General features: G+C 53.3%; 16 protein-coding genes. 10 read left to right on the forward strand and 6 right to left on the reverse strand.

Features of this window, described 5'->3' with window-relative positions:
• Positions 1-60: 60 nt before the first annotated feature.
• On the forward strand, positions 61-1,200 hold the full coding sequence (locus J2I46_RS17475) for a 2-isopropylmalate synthase (RefSeq protein WP_207330344.1): 1,140 nt from the start codon (positions 61-63) through the stop codon (positions 1,198-1,200).
• A 49-nt stretch (positions 1,201-1,249) separates the two neighbouring features.
• Here the strand turns inward: J2I46_RS17475 and J2I46_RS17480 are convergent, their stop codons facing one another.
• Positions 1,250-1,411: a hypothetical protein gene (locus J2I46_RS17480; protein WP_207330345.1), complete on the reverse strand. Its 162-nt coding sequence runs from the start codon at positions 1,409-1,411 to the stop codon at positions 1,250-1,252.
• Between J2I46_RS17480 and J2I46_RS17485 the strand changes: the two genes are divergently transcribed.
• The 3 genes from J2I46_RS17485 (at position 1,392) to J2I46_RS17495 (ending at position 5,223) form a co-directional block, all read left to right on the forward strand.
• Entirely contained in the window at positions 1,392-1,931 is a 540-nt protein-coding gene (locus tag J2I46_RS17485; RefSeq protein ID WP_207330346.1) for a hypothetical protein, read from the forward strand. The genes J2I46_RS17480 and J2I46_RS17485 overlap by 20 nt on opposite strands.
• Before the next feature lie 334 nt (positions 1,932-2,265).
• Positions 2,266-3,660, forward strand: coding sequence for a vanadium-dependent haloperoxidase (locus J2I46_RS17490; RefSeq protein WP_207330347.1), 1,395 nt, complete (start codon positions 2,266-2,268; stop codon positions 3,658-3,660).
• A gap of 135 nt (positions 3,661-3,795) precedes the next feature.
• Positions 3,796-5,223: a vanadium-dependent haloperoxidase gene (locus J2I46_RS17495; protein WP_207330348.1), complete on the forward strand. Its 1,428-nt coding sequence runs from the start codon at positions 3,796-3,798 to the stop codon at positions 5,221-5,223.
• Between the two features lie 37 nt (positions 5,224-5,260).
• Here the strand turns inward: J2I46_RS17495 and J2I46_RS17500 are convergent, their stop codons facing one another.
• The 3 genes from J2I46_RS17500 to J2I46_RS17510 are packed head-to-tail and all read right to left on the reverse strand — an operon-like array spanning position 5,261 to position 7,382.
• Positions 5,261-5,794 carry a GNAT family N-acetyltransferase gene (locus J2I46_RS17500; protein ID WP_207330349.1) on the reverse strand — a complete coding sequence of 178 codons (534 nt, stop codon included), beginning with the start codon at positions 5,792-5,794 and terminating at the stop codon, positions 5,261-5,263.
• A 10-nt stretch (positions 5,795-5,804) separates the two neighbouring features.
• A complete protein-coding gene (locus J2I46_RS17505; RefSeq protein WP_207330350.1) occupies positions 5,805-7,064 on the reverse strand; it encodes an aminotransferase class V-fold PLP-dependent enzyme in 1,260 nt (419 codons plus the stop codon).
• Between the two features lie 12 nt (positions 7,065-7,076).
• Complete coding sequence (locus tag J2I46_RS17510; protein WP_207330351.1) at positions 7,077-7,382, reverse strand: putative quinol monooxygenase; 306 nt, start codon at positions 7,380-7,382, stop codon at positions 7,077-7,079.
• 104 nt (positions 7,383-7,486) lie between these two features.
• On the opposite strand from J2I46_RS17510, the gene J2I46_RS17515 reads away from it, so the two are divergent.
• Positions 7,487-8,458, forward strand: coding sequence for an aldo/keto reductase (locus J2I46_RS17515; RefSeq protein ID WP_207330352.1), 972 nt, complete (start codon positions 7,487-7,489; stop codon positions 8,456-8,458).
• Between the two features lie 105 nt (positions 8,459-8,563).
• Here the strand turns inward: J2I46_RS17515 and J2I46_RS17520 are convergent, their stop codons facing one another.
• On the reverse strand, positions 8,564-9,271 hold the full coding sequence (locus J2I46_RS17520; protein ID WP_207330353.1) for an SDR family oxidoreductase: 708 nt from the start codon (positions 9,269-9,271) through the stop codon (positions 8,564-8,566).
• A 110-nt stretch (positions 9,272-9,381) separates the two neighbouring features.
• Between J2I46_RS17520 and J2I46_RS17525 the strand changes: the two genes are divergently transcribed.
• Both J2I46_RS17525 and J2I46_RS17530 read left to right on the forward strand, forming a co-directional pair.
• Positions 9,382-10,287 carry an EamA/RhaT family transporter gene (locus tag J2I46_RS17525; RefSeq protein WP_207330354.1) on the forward strand — a complete coding sequence of 302 codons (906 nt, stop codon included), beginning with the start codon at positions 9,382-9,384 and terminating at the stop codon, positions 10,285-10,287.
• Positions 10,288-10,433: 146 nt separating this feature from the next.
• On the forward strand, positions 10,434-11,822 hold the full coding sequence (locus J2I46_RS17530; RefSeq protein WP_207330355.1) for a S8 family peptidase: 1,389 nt from the start codon (positions 10,434-10,436) through the stop codon (positions 11,820-11,822).
• A gap of 18 nt (positions 11,823-11,840) precedes the next feature.
• Here the strand turns inward: J2I46_RS17530 and J2I46_RS17535 are convergent, their stop codons facing one another.
• A complete protein-coding gene (locus J2I46_RS17535) occupies positions 11,841-12,812 on the reverse strand; it encodes a Gfo/Idh/MocA family protein (protein ID WP_207330356.1) in 972 nt (323 codons plus the stop codon).
• Between the two features lie 286 nt (positions 12,813-13,098).
• Here J2I46_RS17535 and J2I46_RS17540 point away from each other — a divergent pair, with 286 nt between their 5' ends.
• The 3 genes from J2I46_RS17540 (at position 13,099) to J2I46_RS17550 (ending at position 16,817) form a co-directional block, all read left to right on the forward strand.
• A complete protein-coding gene (locus J2I46_RS17540) occupies positions 13,099-14,358 on the forward strand; it encodes an efflux RND transporter periplasmic adaptor subunit (RefSeq protein WP_207330357.1) in 1,260 nt (419 codons plus the stop codon).
• Positions 14,355-15,965: a TolC family protein gene (locus J2I46_RS17545; protein WP_229379819.1), complete on the forward strand. Its 1,611-nt coding sequence runs from the start codon at positions 14,355-14,357 to the stop codon at positions 15,963-15,965. Before J2I46_RS17540 ends, J2I46_RS17545 begins: the two co-directional genes overlap by 4 nt.
• Positions 15,966-16,046: 81 nt before the next feature.
• On the forward strand, positions 16,047-16,817 hold the full coding sequence (locus J2I46_RS17550; RefSeq protein ID WP_207330358.1) for an ABC transporter ATP-binding protein: 771 nt from the start codon (positions 16,047-16,049) through the stop codon (positions 16,815-16,817).
• Position 16,818 lies beyond the last annotated feature (1 nt).

The raw sequence follows: 16,818 nt of genomic DNA on the forward strand, positions 1-16,818 counted from the left end.
TGTAGTGAAATAACGCATATAGCGAAATTTCGCTGCAAAACCTTCCGTCTGATTTTGACCATGAGCAACCGGATTTACATCTTTGATACTACCCTTCGCGACGGCGAACAAGTGCCTGGCTGTCAGCTAACTACCGACGAAAAAGTACAGGTGGCTATTCAACTGGAGCTACTTGGTGTAGACGTAATTGAGGCTGGATTTCCTGTGTCGAGCCCAGGCGATTTTCGGTCGGTGGTCGAGATTTCGAAAGCCGTAACTAACCCAACTGTTTGTGCGTTGTCGCGGGCGGTTGTGGGCGATATCGATGCAGCTGGTGAGGCGCTTAAGCATGCCAAACGCGGTCGTATCCATACCGGCATTGGCGCGTCGGATATTCACATTCGCAACAAATTCGGCAGCACCCGCGAAGCCATTCTGGAGCAGGCGGTAAGAGCCGTGAAGCACGCTCGTGGGTACGTTGATGACGTAGAGTTCTACGCCGAAGATGCCGGCCGGGCCGATCTGGATTTCCTGTGCCGCCTCACCGAAGCGGTGATCAGCGCAGGCGCTACGGTTGTCAATATTCCCGATACTACGGGCTATTGCCTGCCTAGCCAGTACGGCGACAAGATCAAGTACATCTACAACAACGTACCCAACGTCGATAAAGCCACCATCTCTATTCACTGCCACAACGACCTGGGTCTGGCCACGGCCAATTCGCTGGCGGGTATCATGGGTGGTGCACGGCAGATTGAGTGTACGATAAACGGCATCGGCGAGCGGGCGGGGAACACCTCCCTCGAAGAGGTGGTGATGGCCATGAAAGTGCATAAAGAGCTGGGCTTTGAAACGGGCATCGACACCACGCGTCTGTATCCGGTAAGCCAGCTGGTATCGGGTCTGATGCGGATGCCGGTGCAGGCCAACAAAGCTATTGTGGGCCGCAACGCCTTCGCCCACTCATCAGGCATTCACCAGGACGGTCACCTGAAGCATACCGAGAACTATGAGATCATGAACCCGCTGGACGTGGGCGTCGATAAGTCGCTGATCATCCTAACAGCGCGCTCTGGTCGCCATGCGCTCCGCCACCGTCTCGAACTACTGGGTTACCGCTACGACAAACCCACTCTGGATACCATCTACACTCGCTTCCTCGACATGGCTGACGTTCGTAAGGAGGTCAACGACAAAGATTTGATGGAACTGGTACGCTAACATAAAAAATGCCCTGCCATAACAGCGGGGCATTTTTTATGCTGGATTGCTAACCTGTAATTGAAACCAATCGCTGCATTTTGCCTCGAAAACAGCAGGTTTGATACCAGCTTTTGCCGCCGTAGCCAGTAGCCTCATTGGCATGAATGTTGTACTGAACATCTGTTGTATCACGTGTTTTTTCAGCTCCTGTGAAAAAAGCGGTTTCCATCGGTCTGTTCAGTTTACTTGTTTACCACACGTTAGCCTATGTACTGGTGTGCATTGCCTCGTGGTGGCAGGCAGAGCATGACCTATCACAACGCCTACAGGTATACCGCTCCGTTGATAGTGTTGTCGAGTTCCAGATCCCGCTGCACGGCAAAACCGACGGAGCCACCATGGCCCGCACCACCGAGGATGGCTTTCGATACCGGGACCATTATTACACCGTGATTAGTCTTGAGGTGTTGGACGATACGCTGCATATCGCCAGCATGGAGGTCCAAAATCAATCGTTATGGCAGGATGATCTGCTCATGTTTTTAACAGAACATGTGTCTGGTAGCAGTGACCATAATCAGAAAGCAACTCAATTTCTTAAGTTTCTCCTCAAGGAATATTCGGCGTCGCCACGAACCGAATTTACGTTCGTTTTTCCCTACTGGCGGGAAGTGATCCGTATTCCCGGCTGGTTGTTCATGGTGACCTCACGAGCCCTGCCTGTCCATTTGCCCCCTCCCCGTTGCTAAGAAGGGCGGTTTTCAACATCCTGCGTCTCGTTTACTGGCTCTAGTTTCTGCTTTCTTCAAAAGAGATAGCCGTGACAACTATGCTCGTTTGTTGGCTACGCCATACAACGAGTTAGCGGAGAGGCAGAAGTTACTCTGTTGCCTTCACACGACGCCTGCCAGGTAAAGATACCGTATTGCCCTTATAACGACCGAGGCAGGCCATGTAAGGTAGCTAAGCCGCCCGAACGCTGCGAATAAAGCAGCCCTGCCCAACCGAGTCTGTACTCTAGTGATGCCTTGTAGGCATCGCTCAGTACGCATTCCATTTCATTCACGGGTTAAACGCACAATCATGAAATTTTCTATATATACGTCCATTTGGACAGTCAGTCAATACGTCTTTCACCTTCGCTATATCCCTATTATTGCCTCTCTGTGGGTAATAACGGCATGTCAGCCCAATAAAGATGCCGATCCAAATCCGATCCCGGCCGTTACAGATGCTTCGGTGGCCATGCAGTGGATGGATTTGTTTTTAACGCTCGACCGCTATGCGCCGGGGTATCGACCACCGGTAGCCGCCCGGACATTAGGCTACATTGGTTTGGCAGCCTATGAAACCGTTGTACCTGGCTCGAAAACGTACCAATCGGTAGCCTCTAAATTCGCCGGTCTGACGGTGCCCAAAATTGATGCCGGAAAATCGTATCGCTGGGACGTAGCCGTCAACGAAACGTACTACCTGATGATGAAAAAGTTTTTTCCGCATATTGTTGATGCCGATAAAGAGAAGATTGAGGTATTGTATGTGAAGCTAACGACAGCGACCGGATCGGCCGATGAGCTGGACCGATCGAAAAAGTTTGGTCAGGCGATGGCCAATGCGGTGTTTGCCTATTCGCAAACCGATGTTGCCGGTGATGTCGCGTACTTGCGCAACCAACCGGCCGATTATGTGCCCCCAACGGGTGTTGGTAAATGGCAACCTACGGCGCCTGATTTTAGCCGGGCCCTGTTGCCTTATTGGGGAAAAGTCAGGACGTTTGTCGCTACTGAAGCCGATAAACTGGCTAAGCCGCCGCTCGATTACAGTACGAATATTAAATCAACGCTGTTTGCGCAGGGGCTTGAGATTTACACCGCTACGACGCCGATAACGAGGGATCAGCAATGGGTCGGCGATTTCTGGAGCGACGACATTTATAAACTAACGTTTGAACCTGCCGCCCGCTGGCTAGCGGTTGCCCAGCAGGTTGTGCGTCAGCAAAAGGCACCGCTCGACAAGGCCGTTTACACATACGCAAAACTCGGTATTGGCCTGAGCGACATCGGTGTAGCCTGCTGGAACTCGAAGTACGTATACAACATCGAGCGCCCTATCACCTACATTCGACGAGCAATCGATCCAACCTGGCGGACGCGGCTGAATAACCCAATCATTATTCAGGAAGGCGTGACGCCACCGTTTCCGGCCTATCCATCAGGACATTCCTGCTTTGGAGCAGTCTCGGCCGAAATCCTGACCAACATCTATGGCTCCAGTTATGCCATGACCGATAGTTGCCATGCAGGACGTACGGAGTTCAACGGCGCCCCCAGAAGCTTCAACAACTTCTATGAAATGGCACAGGAAAATGCGTATTCCCGGGTTCTCTTAGGCGTTCATTACCGGATGGACTGCGAAGAGGGGCTACGAATGGGCTACGCAATCGGTCGAAAAGTAAATCAGCTAGCCTGGACGAAATAACCACAACGGCAAGGTCTCTCACCAGTGAAAAATGGACTCGTTGAGCGGGTGTCTGCTTTCGCTGGTGAGCGATTTTCTGCCACGAACTGCCTGGTTTTCAACTATAACTTCTACGCATCAACCTCAGCGCCCACTATGGCAAAGCATCTCTTTATACGTAGTGCACTTACACTCTGTTTACTCTGGAGCTACAGTTTTTCGGCTCATGCACAATCACCAGCGGCCAGTTCATCAACTGATCCAATTGCAACAATTTGGGCCGATATGACGGTGCGCGTGATGACGAAAGCGCCTAAAAATACGCCAACGTATGGCTCCCGGGCAATTGGCTATCTTGGCCTAACCATGTATGAAACCGTTGTGCACGCATCGCCAAAGCACCGGTCTGTATTCAGCAAGTTATCGGCTGCCTATCCGTTGCCAAAACCCGATAAACAACAGGAGTACTGCTGGGAACTGGCCCTGAACGCCGGACAGGCGTATATGCTCAAGGCACTTTATTCGTACACAAATAGAGAGCAACTTATTGATTCCCTGGAAAGTACCCTACGGCAACGCTATGTTAGCCGCGTGAGTCCGGAGGTCGTAGAACGTTCTGAGCAATTCGGCAAAGCAGTTGCCACAGCCATTTACGAATGGTCAAAGACCGATGGCGGCCACGAAGGGTATAATCGGAACTTCCCGCCGGACTATGTACGGCCTGTTGGCGATGGTCTGTGGGTGCCTCCTCTGATTGGGCAATCAAACACCAAGACCCCGATGCATCCAACTTGGGGTCAGAATCGAACCTTTTCTAGTCGCAACAGCAAACTTCCACTACCTAAACCGCTGGTGTATTCCACCGATACAACCAGTCAGTATTATAGCCAATACAAAGAAGTATTTGAGCGAAAAAAAACGCTGACAACAGCCGACCAGGCCACCGTATTGTGGTGGGGCGATGACCCAACCGAAACCTGTTCGCCTCCGGGTCACTCGTATAATCTGGCGACCATTGCCATTCGGACGAGCCAGGCCGATCTGGTCAAAGCGGCCGAAACGTACGCCCGTGTGGGCATGGCCGTTGCCGATGCCTTCGTTTGCTGTTGGAAAGTCAAATTTACGTTTATGGTCCAACGGCCTTCTTCCTTTATTCAGCACAACTTCCGAACTACTAAATCGTGGGGTCCTTCATGGCTGCCATTTTTCCTGGAGCCACCTTTTCCTTCATTTTATTCAGGCCATGCCGTTCAGTCAGCGGCCACAGCTACGGTCCTGACCCACTTATATGGTCATCCGTTTGCCTTCACCGATAACACCCATGTAAACCGCCCCGAGCAATTGCCCGATTATTTCTATACCTATCAAAGCCCGGCCCCTGGCAAGTTCACGTATTCGTATCCTGATCTGGTAAAGCCTCAGATAAAGTATAAAGCCCGGCACTATCAATCCTTTTGGGAGGCCGCTCGGGAATGCGCTGAGTCGAGGCTGATGGGTGGTATTCATACGCGCCATGACAACGAAGTAGGATTAGCCGAAGGAACAAAGATTGGCCGTAACATCAATTCATTCCGATGGCACTGAGGGTTAAATAGCTATTGCAGGCTCAATAATAGCCTGACTAGTTGTTTGTTTCGTCCATAATCCACTGCCAAACGTTGCCTTCGTCGGGGTCATGGCTCTGGCCGTTATACTGGAAGCCAATGGACTTGAGCAGCCTGTTCGAGTAGTTATCGACTGCAAGCGTGTGCGCCATTACGCGTTTCACGTCTGCATGATCAAGCGCAAACTGGCTCAGGCCCCGAGCAACTTCGGTGGCTAACCCTTGCTGGCGATACGGGCTACTGATGGAGTAGCCGATCTCGACTGTTCCTGTGGCATCGGGCTTGCCCTTGAAGCCGCCCATGCCCACCAGAGTCTGGTCGGCAGCATGAATGGTCAGATAGGCCCACCAACCCTGCTCATGAAGCGAAGTATCATGCTGTAAGCCGTTGAGTGTGTATTCCAGCGCGCCGGGATGATCAATCCATAAATCGGCCCATTCAGTCGGTACGTGGATAGGTACGTTGCCTACCTGCAGTGGGCGTTTCGCGATCAGGTCACTGATCATAGAGGCGCTTGCAGACACAAGCCAAAGGCGTGGTGTTTCGATCATGGCAGGTACGTTATGCTTTTGCCAGCGTTTGCAGCGCGGCGACAAACGCGTCCAGTTCAGTCAGCGAGGTGTAGAGGTTAGGCGTGATGCGAACACCCTGCACATTCGCCGCCGGGTTGTCGATGGCGACCGTCCAGACCTTGTGCTTTTCCAGCAGCGTTTTAGCCAGCACAGCCGGGGTCATCCCCACCACACCGACGTTGGCAATACCGCAGGACCGTTCGGGTTGGGCGGGCGTGTTCAGCCGAATGTTGGGCAGGGAACGTACCTGGCTGGTCCAGTATTGCTGGAGATAGCGCAGGCGGGCTTCTTTGGTTTTAATGCCTATTTTTTCGTGGAAACCGATGGCATCGGCAATGGCCAGGTCGGTATGGACGGGGTGAGTGCCGGTATGGTTCAGTTTGCGGATGTCGTTATCGGTGTAGCCCAGATCGGCGAAAAGCGGCCATAAACCCTTTATTTTCTCCTTTTTTACGTAAAGCAGACCTGTACCGATGGGTACGCTTAACCACTTGTGCAGACTGCTGGCGTAATAATCGCAGCCGAGATCAGGAATGGCGAAATCGAGGTGGGCGAACGCATGCGCTCCGTCGACAAGTACGTCTACGCCGTGCCGATGGGCCATGTCCGTGATCTTTTTCACCGGCAAAACCTGACCCGTAATGTTCACCATATGGCAGACCATCAGCAGCCGCGTACGAGGTGTGATGGCCTGTTCGTAAAGACGAACGATCTCATCGTCAGAAGCGGGATGTACAGGTACGTTCAGTACCTTGTTCACGATGCCGTAGCGCCGGGCCTGCAATTGAAACATGTCGAGCATGGCTCCATAGTCGTGCGAGGCCATGATGGCTTCGTCGCCTGCTTTCCAGGTTAGTCCCGCAATGACCGTGTCAATGGATTCGGTGGTGTTGCGGGTGATGATCAGCTCGTCGGGTGAGCAACCGGCTAGTTTGGCCAGACGGTTTCGAGCGACGGCTTTATCATCGAACTGCCGGGTACGCATGTAATAAGAGCCTTCGCGGTTTACATCGCGCACGTGCTGAATGAAGCTGGTCAGCACCGGCTCGGGCTGAATGCAGTAGTAGCCGTTTTCGAGGTTGATATAGTCGGGCTTGATCTGGTACGCCTGCCTGATCGTCGCCCAGAATGCTTCGTCGCGCGCCAGTTCAACCGCAGGTACGTTGCTCATGCTGATCAGTAGCTTGTCCAGACTGCCCGGCAGGAGGGGGGCCGCAGCGATAGTTTTAATGAATTCCCGTTTGGTCATGGTGGTCATGCGTTAATGAGCATTTTGTACTACCTCGACCGTTTCCGTTGAAAACGCTACTGGTTTATCGGCGAATAACACTTTGGTAGCGGCCCATGTTGTTCGAAAGAGATCCGACTGGCGGTAGGCTTCCAGGGCTTCGGACGATTCCCAATGGCTGTGCGTCATCCTGACGTTCGGTTGGTCGAGATCACGCAGCAGCTCCAGGTGAAGACAACCGGGGAATACCCTAATTTTTGCCTTCGACGCGTCGAAGATGGATAGGAAATCAGCCAGACGATCTTCCTGAAATGTCATGCGGACAAAGCGTATGAGCATAGAGTAGGGCCGAAGCTCCAGCTTCGGTAGTTGAATGACCTGCTATAGCACTACCGAAACTGGAGTTTCGGCCCTACAATTAACCAAACATCAACCTAATTTTTATGAATTACCGCACGTTTGGCCGTACAGGCTGGCAAGTAAGTGAAATTGGCTATGGCATGTGGGGCCTGGCTGGTTGGACCGGTTCCGACAAGGCCGAGGTACTCCGCGCCCTTCAGCGCTCCGTTGAACTGGGCTGCAACTTTTTCGATACGGCCTGGGGCTATGCCGAAGGTGTCAGCGAGCAGATTCTGGGTCAGTTGCTGAAAGACAACGCCGATAAGAAGCTGTATGCTGCTACGAAGATTCCACCCAAAAATCGGGTTTGGCCATCACGAGCCGACTTCTCGATCGACGACGTTTTTCCGCCCGATTATATTGTCGAGTATACCGAGCGTAGTATGAAGAACCTGGGTGTCGAGCAGATCGACCTCATGCAGTTTCACGTTTGGGAAGATGCCTGGGCCGAGCGTGACGAATGGAAAGAAGTGATCGAACAGCTGACAAAGGCCGGTAAAGTAGCTGCCTGGGGTGTGTCGGTAAACCGTTGGGAGCCAGATAACTGCCTGAATACACTCCGTACCGGTTTGATCGACGGCGTGCAGGTGATCTATAATATTTTCGACCAGAACCCAGAAGACAACCTCTTCCCGCTCTGCCGCGAACTGAACATCGGCGTGATTGCCCGCGTGCCCTTCGACGAAGGCACGCTGACAGGTACGTTTACAAAAGAAACCACCTTCCCGGCCGACGACTGGCGGTCGACCTATTTCGTGCCTGAGAACCTGAACAGCAGCGTCGACCATGCCGATGCGCTGAAACCGCTAGTGCCTCAGGGTATGACGATGCCCGAACTGGCCCTACGGTTCATCCTGGCTAATTCCGACGTGGCCACGACCATCCCCGGTATGCGCCAGATCAGAAACGTAGAAGCCAACTGCGCCGCCAGTGACGGAAACGCCCTGCCGGCTAGCCTGTTAGAAGAGTTGAAAGGCCACCGTTGGGACCGTACCCCAACCGAGTGGAGCCAGTAGAAGGATTTGGGATTTTGGATATCGGATTTTGGATTTGTTGCTTACGCTAAAGCAAGCCCGTGCGTCAGCCCAATCCGAAATCCGCAATCCTAAATCCGACATCCCTTAGTATTCCTGCGTTAGCGGGTGAACCATGAACTCGTCGATGACGACGTGGGCGGGGCGAGTGAGGATGAACAGCATCGACTCGGCCATGTCTTCGCTTTGCAGGTAATTCTTTGAGGTTTCGTGGCCGTGGCCTTTGGCGTGGAAATGCGAATCGACCAGGCCGGAGTACACGCCCGATACCTTGATACCGAACGGACGTACCTCTTTGCGTAAGGCACCCATGAACGCTTCCTGCGCGTATTTACTCGCCGTGTAGAGCGACCCGCCTGCAAACGTGCGCTTGGCTACGTCAGACGCCACCACTACGATATGGCCACTGCCTTTGGCCTTCAGCGTTGGCAGGGCGGCTTTGGTGAGCAGGAATGTGCCTTTCACGTTAGTCGCCATCACAGAGTCCCACTCGTCAACACTAATGTCGTCAACATTTTTGAAGACGCCGTATCCCGCATTGTTGATGACGATATCGATGGTGCCGAAGCGGTCGAGTGCCGTTTTGACCACCAACGCCATGTCGGTTTCGCTGGCTACGTCGCCGGGAACGACCACGATCTTGCCTCTGCCTTCTGTTTCCAGGGCGCTAAGCTCCTCCGCGTTGCGAGCGGTGGCCAGAACGTTAGCACCGTTTTGCGCCAATAAAAGCGCCGTGGCCCGGCCTATTCCGCGCGAAGCACCGGAGATGATGATTGTTTTCTTATCGAGAATCATGTGTATGGCTGGTTATGTTTGGGTACGTCCCGATGCAACGTACCTGAGTCAACACGCTATTCTGCAAAGATGCGGCGTATCTTGCCGACCGTGTTTATTCCGTCTAAAAAATGATCTACCTCCTCGCCAGCATCCTGCTTTCGGTGATGTTGCTCCTCAATTTTCGCCTGTTTCCGCGCTACAACGTCAACACCGTGCAGGCCATCAGCCTCAATTACATCGTCTGTTTCCTGACCGGGTATGTGTTGTTGCCATCAGACGTTTCCTTTACACTGGATTTTGGCCAGACCTGGACCTGGGTGGCGCTGGGTATTGGGGTGGCGTTTGTCATTACGTTTTTATTGTCGGGCGAATCCACGCAGCGGAACGGCATTACGGCTACGTCGCTGGCCAACAACCTGTCGCTGGTGATTCCGGTTTGTGTGAGCCTGTTTGTTCTGGGTACGTCGGGGCGGGCGTTCGACGGCTGGAATTACTTTGGTTTGGCGCTGGCGGTAGTGGCTGTAGCGTTGAGCACCTACAAAAGGCCAGTAGAGAACGTACCTGACCAGGCCAGTAAGCGTGGTCTGGTTGCTTTGCTGCCCGTGGCTGTTTTTCTCATGTACGGATTCACTAATACCATGATCAACTACATGAACGTCGAGTACATTGCCGCGCTGGGAATCAGTCCCGTTGTTGTAACGCTGACGATGGTTGTAGGCGCCATTATGGCGGGTATGGTGCTGTTCCTCTACCGCCTGGTAAGAGGCCAAGACCGCTTCGAACTATGTAACCTGGCGGGGGCTGTTACGCTGGGCGTGCCTAACTTTCTGAGCTTCTACACGCTTGTTCTGGCGTTATCTGCTTTTGGCGGCAACGGAGCGCTGGTTTATCCCTTATACAATATTGGTGTCATTCTTGTGGCTGCTGGGGTAGCTGCGCTCTTCTTCCGTGAAAAACTACTGCCAATAAATAAAGCAGGGTTGGCTTTAGCCGTGCTGGCTATTGCGCTGATCTCCTGGCAGGAGTTGATCTGACCAGCCTGATCAGGTTGCTTAAAGGGCTGGCCGGGAAGCGCGTAGCCGGTTTACGTAACGCATGCATAATCAACTGATAAACATCTGATTATTAGTTAAATGTCTGTTTATCAGCTGATTACGCATGCTTGTTAATCAGCTTCCGAATGAAAAGACGATTTCACTATTATCAGCAAGTAGTAGCCTCGCTGCTTTGTAGCAGCTTATTGGCTGGTTGCCAGTTACAGCCAGATCTGCTTTTTGATCAGGCAGGATCGGGGCAAGCTCGCACAGACGCCAGTTACAAGGCTGGTGAAGTGCTGATAAAATTCAAGAATGGCACGCTATCTGATAAGGCGCTGGCCATCCTGGCTAAGATCAGATCGAGTAAGTCAGAAAAGATTTTGACCCGCATGATGCAGAATGTTGGCGATCAGGACGGGGTGGTTCTGGCCAGCGTTCCCGGCGATGTAATGACCACGGTAGCACAACTCAAAGCCATGCCCGAAATCGAGTATGCCGAGCCTAATTTCGTTTATAAAGCCACCGTCGTATCCAACGATACCTACTTCACCAACAAATCATTGTGGGGAATGTATGGCCCTACAACGACGCCTGCCAACGCGTATGGTTGTCAGGCAGCCACGGCCTGGACAGCAAACAAAAATGGGTCAAGCAGTGTCATTGTCGGTGTTATCGACGAGGGGATGATGATCACTCATCCTGATCTGGCGGCAAACAAATGGGTCAATTCCAAGGAAACCGTCAACGGGAAAGACGATGACAAAAACGGGTATATCGACGATATAAACGGCTGGGATTTCGACGCTAATAACGCATCGGTGTATGATGGCGTTGCTGACGATCATGGTACCCACGTAGCCGGAACGATCGGTGCATCGGGTGGCAACGGACAGGGCGTAGTGGGCGTTTGCTGGAACGTGAAAATGATCGCCTTGAAATTCGTGGGTGCCTCAGGCGGTACAACAACCAACGCCATCAAAGCCCTTGATTACCTTACCGATCTGAAAACCCGCCACGGCCTGAATATTGTGGCTTGTAACAATTCCTGGGATGGCGGCAGCTTTTCGCAGGCTCTCCAAAACGCCATCGAACGGGCCAACGCAGCCGGTATTCTCTTCATCACGTCGGCCGGCAATGGCGGGGCTGATAACATCGGTGATAATAACGATGCCGTTGCCAACTATCCATCAAGTTACCCTAACACGAATGTGATTGCGGTTGCAGCCATCACCTCGACGGGAAGCATTGCGAGTTACTCGAACTACGGTGCCAAAACGGTTGATATTGCCGCGCCGGGGACCGGTATATGGTCAACTGTGCCAGGGGCTGGAAACACATTTAGCTACGCCTCTTACAGCGGAACATCCATGGCTGTGCCACATGTGACCGGTGCTGTAGCCCTCTACAAATCATTGAATCCGTCGGCTACGGTGGCGCAGATCAAGGCAGCTATTCTGGGCAAGTCAGTAGCCACACCCGCAATGGCCGGGCGATGCGTGTCGGGGGGGCGCTTGAGCGTGGCTACATTTTAACAACTACTGGCTGGGTGATTATCCGGCAATCCAGTCCAGAATCTGGCTGGTTCGGGCGCCGGTTTCGCCCGTGCTCGGGCTTTTTCCGCGCCCTCTCAAGTCAGTCACAATCAGCTCGATCAGGGGTTGTTGCACGTGTTCGGGAAAGGGGACGGTTATCGTTTCAGACCCAGCCGCCGTATCGATGGTGATAACGAAATTCTCGAAGAAGGAGAAGGTGATTTTTCCTGTTGAACCAACCAGTTGGGTTTGCTCGATGCGCTGCTCCGGATTCACCGTGAAGCACCAGCTACCCGTTCCCAACACACCTGATGCAAACTCGAACGTACCGACTACGATATCGTCGGCCGTATATAAGCCAGCCTGATTGCGGGTAATGCCACTCGCCGATTCAATGGGCCCAAGCAAAAACTCGAGAAAGTCGAACTGGTGTGCGGCCAAATCGTGGAAAAGTCCGCCGCCCGAGATAGCCGGCGATACGCGCCAGCCAGCTTGTGGGCCCAATTCCCGTTCGTTCGGCGGCCAGTTCAGCTGAATAGAAACCGAACGTACCTGGCCAATCACACCTGAGTCGACCAGTTCTTTCACCTTCAGGAAATACGGAAGCGCCCGCCGATAAAAGGCCACGAACAGGGGTACGCCGGTTTCCCGACTCACCTGATTCATTGCTTCGCATTCGGCCGCATTTAACGCCATCGGTTTCTCAACATATACGGGCTTGCCCGCACGCATGGCCCGAATGGCATAATCGGCGTGGCTGTCGGGTGGGGTGGCAATATAGACAGCGTTAACGGTTGGGTCATTGATCAGCGCATCGGCATCGGTGTACCAGGTAGGTACGTTGTGCCGTTGAGCATAATCGGCCGCTTTCCGGGCGTCGCGCCGCATCACAGCCACCAGCGATGAATGCGGAGCTTTAGCAAAGGCCGGGCCGCTCTTCACCTCGGTCACGTCGCCACAACCGATAATACCCCATTGTACACTCTCCATATCAATTATGCGTGTTTTAACTGGAAAAGCAGATTGACGCCTGGTTTACCGTGAAAGACAATTAGCTACCAATGTTATGGCCCGATGGATGTATACCGCCTTTTTAGCGGAAGCGCTACTGCAGTAGCGGCGAAGCAGATAGGTACATCAGCCATGTGCGAATTCGCACGATCTGTGCTATTTCGAACAGAATGCTACGTGTAAAGTAGAGTTAATATTATGATAGTCAATGGGTTATGTGTTGGCATGTTGTTGGCAACCAGTATAGGCAAAATGCGTATGCTGTATGGATCGTGAACTGGCCCCTGAACTGATTACCCGCTCTCGCCGAAAACCGTGGGTCGTTGGGCTTGTTGCCCTGCTTGGCCTGACTGGGGTCGTATTGGGTGCCCGATCTTTCCTGAAAACGTCGGTCGATGCGGCTAAGATTCGAACGGCAGTGGTGCAGAACGGCCCCGTCGAAAATACGTTGAACGCTACCGGCGAGATTATTCCTGCCTATGAACAGATCATGACCAGCCCAATCCGGGCCAGCATCCGTCGAGTGCTGCTGACGCCCGGAGCGCGGGTACGTCCCGGCCAGCCGTTGGTGGAACTGGACAAATCGTTGACGCAGATCGAATACGAAAAACTACAGGATCAACTGGCGTTGAAGCAAAACAGTATTGAGCAACTCAGAATGAAGCTCGACAAGAACCTGTACGACGCTGACGTGAATGATCAGATCAAGTTGTTGACTATCAATAAGCTAACGGCCGAAGTAGACAATACCCGCCGACTGCTGAAGGTTGGCGGGCAAACACCCGAAGACGTTACCCGAGCTGAAAATGCCCTGCGTATCGCTCAGCTCGAAAAGAAACAGCTGGAAAACGATCTGGATTATAACCGCAAGTCGATGGGAGCCAGCCTGCGCGAGTCGCAACTACAGGCGCGCATCGAAGGAACCAACCTGAAGGTGCTGGCCCAGAAACTCCGGCAGGCCGATATTCTGGCCGACCGCGCCGGCGTGCTGACCTGGGTAAACGAAAACGTCGGCTCGGCGGTGAACGAAGGTGAAATGCTGGCAAAAGTGGCTGATCTGGGCAGTTTCCGGGTCGAGGCGTCATGTTCTGATACCTACGCTGATCAGCTTCGTGCCGGGCAGCCTGTTATTGTTCGCATCAACGAAACCGATCTGCGGGGGCTGATCACGCAGGTGAAGCCATCCGTGCAAAATGGCACGATCAAGTTCACCGTCAGCCTTGATGATAATAATAATGCGTCACTGCGCCCCAATCAGAAAGTAGAGGTATTTGTGGTGACGAATCGTACGGCAAACGCCACCCGGGTAGCCAACGGACCCGCTTTTAAAGGCAAACGCCGTCAGTTTGTTTACGTGCTGGGGAATGATAACGTGGCCCGTCGGCGGGATGTAGCGATTGGCCTGACCAACTTCGACTGGGTGGAAATCAAAAGCGGCCTGCAACCCGGCGATAAAGTAATTCTGACCGATCTGAGTGATTACGAGCATTTGGAGCAACTCACCATCGACCCAGCAAAGCCATGAAGACAACCCGGCAGGAACGTACCCGGAGCGCAGCGTTGAGGCATTTATGGCCTATCGTAACCCTTCCTTTACTAACACGGATTGGCAACTATGCCGCGCCGCGCCATCGGGGGCGCTGCTCAGAAAATACTCCGCTTGTAGCAATATCCCTGTTTCTCACGCTTATCTTCCTCACCAACGTACCCAGTTTTGCCCAACAGACTGCGCTGAAACTGACGCTGGAAGAGGTAGTCAATCTGGCACGGGAGCAGTCGATTGCCGGGAAACAGGCAGCTACGCTGAAGAAGACAAATTACTGGAAGTACCGCTCGTTTCTGGCCGATTTCAAGCCGCAATTGAGCCTGGACGGTTCATTGCCTAGTTTCACGCGCTCATTTATTCAGGTGCAGCAACCCGACGGCACCATTGCCTTTCAGCCGGTATCGCTCAATAATTCGCTGCTGAACCTGTCGCTGAGCCAGAACATTCCGCAAACGGGCGGGTCGATTTATGTGCAGCAACAGCTTCAGCGGTTCGACAATTTTCTGAACCGGTCTACACTATACAACGGCATTCCGTTTGCGTTCGGCATCAGTCAACCCCTGTTTCGGTTCAACCAGATGAAGTGGGACCGTCGTATTGAACCGCTGCGGTACGCCGAAAGCAATCAGCAATACATCGAGGCTATGGAACAAGTGGCGCTGGATGCCACAGGGCTGTATTTCGATCTGCTGGTGGCGCAGGTGAACTTACAGATTGCCGAGACGAACCGGGCCAACAACGACACGCTCTACACCATTGCAAAGCACAAACTGGAGATCGGGAAAATCTCGCGCAATGACCTGCTCCAACTGCAATTGAGCGTACTGAATGCCCGGAAAGATCTGGCCTCGGCCCGGCAAAGCGCCGAAGTGGCATCGCTGAAACTACGGTCGTACATCAACACGCAGACAACAACAACTGGTCAGGTACGTTCCTTTGAGCTGGTTATTCCCGATCAGGTACGTTCCTTCGAGGTTGACCTGCAGCAAGCCCTGACGGAAGCCTTTGCCAACCGCTCAGATGCCATTGGCTTTCAGCGGAGACGGCTCGAAGCAGATCGTGATGTAGAGAAGGCGCGTAAAGAGAACGGTATCAACGCCACCCTCAACGCCGATTTTGGCCTGACAAACCGGGGTAGCAGACCCATCGACGTCTACATTCAGCCCCAGGACCGGCAATCGGTTATCCTTCAGTTTACCGTGCCCATCATGACCTGGGGGCGTGCGCAGGCCCGTACTGAAACGGCCCGTGCCAACCAGCAACTGGTTGTACAAACATTGGAACAGGCCCGGCGTACGTTTGAGCAACAGATTTATACGCAGGTAACGCTGTTAGATATGCTGCGGCAACAGGTGAAACTAACCACTGAGGCCGACCAGATTGCCCAGGTCCGCTACCAGATTGCCCAGGAACGGTTCCGCCTCAGCGACCTGACCGTAACTGATCTTGGCATTGCTACCCAAGATAAAGACCGCGCCCGCCGCGATGCCATACTAGCCCTCCGCGACTACTGGCAATCCTACTATACACTCCGTTTATTGACCCTTTACGATTTCGACACAAACCAGAAACTGCAGGGGGCGTAGGGCTCAGGGCAAGGGGCTTGGGGTAAAATGCTCCGCTGCCCTACGCCCCAAGCCCCTTGCCCTAAGCCCCCGCCCAATCACATGATCAAGCTCACAAACATCGAAAAAGTGTACCGCACCAGCTCCATCGAAACGCTGGCGCTGACCAACATCAACCTGACCATCAACGCCGGTGAGTTTATTTCTATCATGGGGCCCAGCGGCTGCGGGAAGTCGACGCTGATGAACCTGATGGGGTTGCTGGATGCACCCAGTGCCGGGCAGGTAGAAATTGACGGGAGAATCGTAATGCAGTATCGTGATAAAGAGCTGGCCCTGCTGCGCAACCAGCAGATTGGCTTCATTTTTCAGAGTTTCCACCTGATCAATGACCTGTCGGTGCTGGATAACGTGGAGATTCCACTACTGTACCGGAAAGGCGATGCTACCGGGCCGCGTTCGGTGGGTGCATCGCGGCGGCAACTGGCGCAGGAGGCGTTGGAAAAAGTGGGGTTGAGTAACCGAATGAAGCACTTCCCCGGCCAGCTTTCCGGCGGCCAAAAGCAGCGCGTAGCCATTGCCCGCGCCATTGTTGGCCGCCCGTCAATCATCCTGGCCGATGAACCAACTGGTAACCTCGATAGCGCGATGGGCAACGAAATCATGGCTATTCTTCAGCAACTGAATACCGAAGGCAGTACCATCGTGATGGTAACGCACGACGAAACGATGGCCAAAAAAACGCACCGCCTGATCCGCCTCTTCGATGGCGCGATGGTGGGAGACAGCAAACTGATTTCGGATTTGAGATTTGGGATTTCGGATGTTTCTGCGGGGAACGTGATTTCCGAACCGTCCAATCCGAAATCATAAA

Source organism: Fibrella forsythiae (genome assembly GCF_017353175.1).
GTDB lineage: Bacteria > Bacteroidota > Bacteroidia > Cytophagales > Spirosomataceae > Fibrella > Fibrella forsythiae.